The organism is Paraburkholderia sp. BGA-UO-ETr-F21, assembly GCF_059567925.1.
Genome location: NZ_JCAQOY010000022.1, coordinates 1 through 5559, shown reverse-complemented (window position 1 = coordinate 5559; position 5559 = coordinate 1). Strand labels below are relative to the sequence as shown.

At 58.0% G+C, this 5559-nt stretch carries 4 protein-coding genes and 1 pseudogene; all 5 read right to left on the bottom strand.

From position 1 onward, the window contains the following. Positions 1–297: 297 nt before the first annotated feature. Positions 298–1308, bottom strand: a complete 1011-nt coding sequence (locus AC57B1_RS14570) for a GlxA family transcriptional regulator (protein ID WP_088176920.1) — start codon at positions 1306–1308, stop codon at positions 298–300. 234 nt (positions 1309–1542) lie between these two features. Continuing rightward, a complete protein-coding gene (locus AC57B1_RS14565) occupies positions 1543–2706 on the bottom strand; it encodes a porin (protein ID WP_088176919.1) in 1164 nt (387 codons plus the stop codon). Between the two features lie 130 nt (positions 2707–2836). Then, the gene (locus tag AC57B1_RS14560; protein WP_088176918.1) at positions 2837–4294 is read right to left on the bottom strand and encodes a purine-cytosine permease family protein; all 1458 of its coding nucleotides are present in this window, start codon (positions 4292–4294) and stop codon (positions 2837–2839) included. 21 nt (positions 4295–4315) lie between these two features. Next, positions 4316–5113 (bottom strand): creatininase, encoded by a 798-nt coding sequence (locus tag AC57B1_RS14555; RefSeq protein ID WP_088176917.1) that lies wholly within the window; start codon positions 5111–5113, stop codon positions 4316–4318. Positions 5114–5398: 285 nt separating this feature from the next. After that, positions 5399–5559: pseudogene (locus AC57B1_RS14550) on the bottom strand (creatininase); the annotation flags it as partial.

Genomic DNA, 5559 nt, shown 5'->3' with positions numbered 1-5559 from the left:
ACTCCGCATCCGAGAAGGTGTGCTTCACCTTTTCGCCGTTCTCAATCCGAATCAGATTTTCCAGTTTCATGCGCTCGCTCCTTGGTGAAAAACGCCAGTTGGTGTGAGCGAATAGTAGAAGTTTGATGAATTCGAAAGTTTTCTAAAACGACACGGCGATCCTCAATTCCGACATCAAGGGTTTACCACCGCGAAGTCGTTTTGCTGTCGGATTGGCTTGTTCAACGAGCGCGTGCCTCCGCACGCAGCGATCGTGCGCGTGGGTTGAAGCAAGGAAGCTGTGTGCCAGGTGTTGCCTTACAATGCGTTCTGGTATCGCCGACGGTCCGACATGGGCGAAATCTTGAACTGTGCTTTGTAACGCGTCGCGAAGTGCGTCATTGATGTGAAGCCTGTTCGTGAACAGACCTCTTCGAGCGATTTACCCGTCCGGTATAGCAACTGGCGGGCGCGGAGCAGGCGAATCTCAAGATAGGCCTGAGCCGGCGTCTTACCTATCCGATCGTTGAACCAGCGCTCAAGCTGGCGCTGTGAGACGCCCAGATACGAAGCTACCTCCGCGACCGAGAGCGCTTCCTCAACATTGCTCTCCATGATCTGCAAAGCCTCGTCGAGTTTTATATGTTCCGCGCCCATGTACTGGCGAAGCGATGTCCGCTGCTGTTGCTCGTGACTGCGTCGTTCTGCAACGAGCAATTCAAGCACGCGTGCGGCAAGCGAGCGGCTGCCGGGTGGCATGCCGAGCAGATGCACCATCAGGTCCAGCGGCGCGACACCGCCGCTGCACGTGAAGCGGTCCCGATCCACTTCGTAGAGGCGATTGGAAACGATGAGCTTTGGAAACTGGCCCATCAGCACGTCCTGATCTTCCCAGTGAATCGTGCACCGATAGCCATTTAGCAAACCGGCGCGGGCGAGAAAGTAGCTGCCGGTATCGAGACCGCCCAGCGCAGTGCCGCCGCGCGCATGCAGCCGTAGCCAATCCAGCACTGCGCCGATCCCCTTGCGTGGAATAGGATTGGGGCCGACTACGAATACCGCGTCGAACGAGCCGGGGTCCCGAATCGTTGCGTCGGGCAGTACGCGGATGCCGTCGCTTGATTGAACACACTCGCCTCCCGCGCTGATGAGTTGATAGTCGTAGACACGACGCCCGATGATCATGTTGGCGATCCGCAAAGGATCGACCGCGGCACCCAGTGCGATCAATGAGAAATTGTCGAGCAGCAGAAATCCATATCTTCTGACGCTGAGGTCATGAAGTCCGTCAGGATGACGCTCTTCGAGCTTGATAGGGCGAGTTGGCATAGGCGGGTTCTGGTCAGCAACGACCCGGCTCGCCTGCAGGCTACCTCGCCCACAAACGCTTCGGTCGACGGATTCCTCGCATCCTACCTCCAGCACGCAATCCATTCCAGTGAAGTCCGCGATCCGCGAGCGGCGCAATAGCGAGGGCGGCCCGAGGCTTTGAGGTGGTCGAAATGGACGTATGCCTGGCAAGGCCCAGGCATACGTTGTCGCTAGGCGTTTATTAGCGGGCGCTCAGAACGAGTGACGCATGCCTACCGTGACCGCCACTTGCGTGTTCGTCGCGGACGGCGACAGCGTGTTGATCATTGCGTGCGACACCACGGAGTCCGCTGGCGCGCCATGCACGTTCTGATACACACCTTCGAGATAGAAGTCTGTGCGCTTGCTGATCGAGTAGTTGGTCTGCAGCATGGCCGTGTTCCATCCCGGCGAAGAGCCGTTGTAGGCGCCATGCGTATACGTGTACGCGCCCGCTACGCTCAACGCCTCCGTCAGCGCGTACTTCGCGTTCACTTCGTAGTTGTCGAGGCGCAGCGAACCGGCGAGGGTTCCGGCGGAGGCATCGTTGGCGGCGAGGTAGCTGCCCGTGCCGAACGAGAAGACGGCCGCCGCGTTGTCGATCTGCGTGTGACTCCAGACTAGCCCAACCGTGGCCGGCCCGAACGTGTAGTTACCGCCAAGCGACCAGATACGCTGACGCTCGGCGATAAAGTTTGCGCTCGTATCGCTGGTAGTCACGGCGCCGGTGCTGTTACCCGCATTGTTCAATTGCAGGTAGCCCGCGGCAAGATTCAGCGGCCCCTCGGCATACGACAGGCCGAAACCGTACGAGCGGTTATTCGCGAAGTCGCCTGCCTTGTTGCTGAACGAATACATCGTTTCGAACGTGACTCCGTGGTACGTCGGGCTCGCGTACTTGACCGAGTTGTTGATTACGACGGAGTTGGCGGCGAGGTTGTCATTTTCAAACGGATGTGCGGCGATACTGCCGCCCCACGTGTTGTATCCGGCCGTGAGCGGTCCGACGAGGTCGTTCATCACGTCAAACTGGCGACCAAACGTCAGGGTGCCGTACGGATCGCTTTGCAGGCCGACCCATGCCTGAGAACCGAACGCGCTACCGGCAAAAGCCTGGGCGCCGTTATTCAAAAGAAACGATTGCTCAAGTTTAAACAGCGCGCGAAAGCCACCGCCCAGATCTTCTGTTCCTTTGAGGCCAAACACCGTGTTCTGCGTCGAACTGGTTACTTCCTGCCAGTTGCTATGCCCGAGTTGATTGTTTGTGTAGATCAGGCCGGTATCGATAAGACCGTAGAGGGCCACGCTGCTTTGCGCGTGCGCCGAAACTGTAAAGGCGCAGAAAAGCGTGACCGCGAGTAGAGACCTTTTATACATATTGGCTCAATGAATTTGCAGTGGTTGACGAATCAACAGATGCGTCAAAAAATACCCGCGCTTCACAACGGCGACTGTATCCCGTCGAGGTTTGACGCGGGTAAGCCAGGAAAACAGGATTGTGCCGAGTTCAACTCGCCGCTTGAGCGACAGCGTCCACTGTGGCTCGGAAGTATGGGCTACGCCGGGCCATCGTGAAGTAGGTCAGGCCCGCGGAGAATAGACCGAACTCAAAGCTAAGATCGCCCCAGCCGAGGTAGTCGCGCATCAATGGGCTGACGTAGGTCGGCGAATTCGAGAACAGGAGGGACGCCACGATACCGACCAACAGGGCGATGACACCCGGCCAGAAGACTCCTGCGTCGTACCAGTACGCACCGCTGCCCCACTTCATCCAGGCATCCGCCTGATATCGGCCACGCCGCATGAAGTAGTCGACGATCACGATAGCGGCCCACGGTGCGGTCCAGAAGACCATATAGTTCAGGAACACCTGGTACATGTCGAAGAATTGCCCGTAGAACACCGTCACCACACGGAAACAGAGCGTGAAAAGCGCAATGATGGTCAGCGACGTAATCCGGTTAATTGGAATGCGCAACGCAAGCAGACCGAGTCCGGCCGTGTAGCCGTTGGGAACATTCGCCGCTATACCGCCGAGAATAATCGAAAACAACAGCGGCACGATAAACCACGTCGGCAGAAATCGGCCAAGTTGACTGACCGGGTCATCCCCGAGCGAGCCACCCAGTGCGGTCGCAAATAGCACGCCGATCACCTCACAGAACATCAGCGCGACGAACTGTCCTCCGCCGGCCGCCAGCACGATTTTCTTCCAGCTGGTTTCAGCGGGAAAATAGCGGCTGTAGTCCGAGGCGAAGTTTGCCCAACCGATCGGATAGGAAAAGATGATACCCATCGCAATCAGCCATGTACTGATGGATCCCCCGCCGTGGTTGATCGCCGACGCCATCGCGAAGCTCGTATGCGGCAACACGAATGCCGCCAGCCCACCGAACAGGATAGCCAGCACGACCGCAATCCACTTCTCCGCGGCGATGATGGTCGCGTGTCCAAAGATCGCCAGCAGTATTTCCGCGGCCAGAATGACGGCTAGCGAAACCCAGACCACCCCATGACTCTGAAAGCCACCCATCTTCAGCAACGTCTCGAGTGCCTGCGTGGCTACCACTGAGTTGATCGAAAACCAGCTGAGCGCGGAAACGAGGCTGACCGCCTTTGGCAGGAATGAACCCAACTGCCCGAACGAACTGCGCGAGGTCATGATGCCGGAGGTGCCCGTACGCGGTCCCATGATCGTGGTCAAGCCCAGCACGAAGCACCCGAGCAGGTTACCGACCAGAATCGCCCCCAGCGCCTGCCACAGTGACAATCCCTGAGAGAGCGCCAGCGCGCCAGTCACAACCACCACATAGTTGGTGTTTGCACCGATCCACATCTTGAACAGCTCGGCCGGTGTACCATGCCGATCCTTTAAAGGAATCGGATCAATGGCGTGCTGTTCGATGCTCCACGCCTTGTCGGCTTCGACCTCGACATGCGGGTTACGGCTATCGCAATTTCCCATTGTGTTCCCCAGATGGATGCTTCAGGCGTGCGACGCTTTCGCGCGCGCATCGTAGGCTTCGCGAAGTGCCCGCGAGATGCCTTCTACACAGACATCGAATAGCAACGCACCTTTTTCCGCCGACGCGTCCGCAGCCGATGACAGGCAGCCGGAAGATGGCGTCCACTCTGGAATCGGCGGAAACACGTCGTAAGGCTCAAAGCTCGCCGCCCCATGCGCCGGTACGCACGACATGTCGACCAGATCTGGATGCAGGTGCAGCATCAACGACGTCTCCAGCACACCGCCGTGCTCCACTGCCCAGCCTGGAAAGCCGTCCGGATAGATCCGGGCGATCGTTTCTTCCGTAACGAAATCCCAGTAGGACAGCATCACAACCTGAAAGTCGTGAATGCCTTCCCAGCGCAGCTCGCGAATCGCCAGATCAACCCCTTCGACGGCGAACATCGAATTCTCGAAATGTCCGTTGACAAGGCAGATCTTCCGAGCGCCGTGACGGGCGAACTCCTTGAGGACGTCTTTCACCGTCAACGACAACGTGTGGCCGTCCAGACTGGTTGTGCCACACAAATGGTTGCCACCGCCGCTTTTCTGCTGGGATTTGTAACCATACGCGATGGCAGGGGCGACCAGTGCGCCAATCTGCCGCCCTACTGCAACCGCGATGGCACCTGGCAGCAGCACGTCAGGGTTCATCGACATATGCGGCCCGTGCTGCTCCAGCGCACCGATTGGAACCAGGATGGGCTGCGCTTGCTCTTTCACCCGGCGCGCGTATTCGGGCCACGCCAGCTCGCCTATCACCACACTCTTTTCCATGGAAATACTCCTCCTCGCCTATTGTTTATGTCTATTTCTCTACCACTCGAACCAGCAGAGTTCAGACCCATCGTAGAAGCCTAAAAATACGGAAATGTTTCCATTCACGACAAATTGCTTCTCGTTTTCGACATAGTGGCCACGCAGGTAAAACGACGTCGATTACCGGTCAAAAAATCGACCTGGCGGCGATCGCGCCCCCGGAGCGCTCAGGGTCATCGAATCCCATGCTTCGAGTAACTGCAGAGCTAATATGCTTTCCTGGTTGAAGCGAAGGCGTCCGCCTCAGGCCTTGATGATGTTGTGCTCCGGGCCGTACCTGAACCCGGTGATGTTGGTGGCATCTTTCTCGCCCACCACCAGGATGTCGTGCTCACGATAACCGCCCGCGCCAGGCAAACCTTGCGGCAGCATGATCATCGGTTCCATCGAGATCACCATGTTCG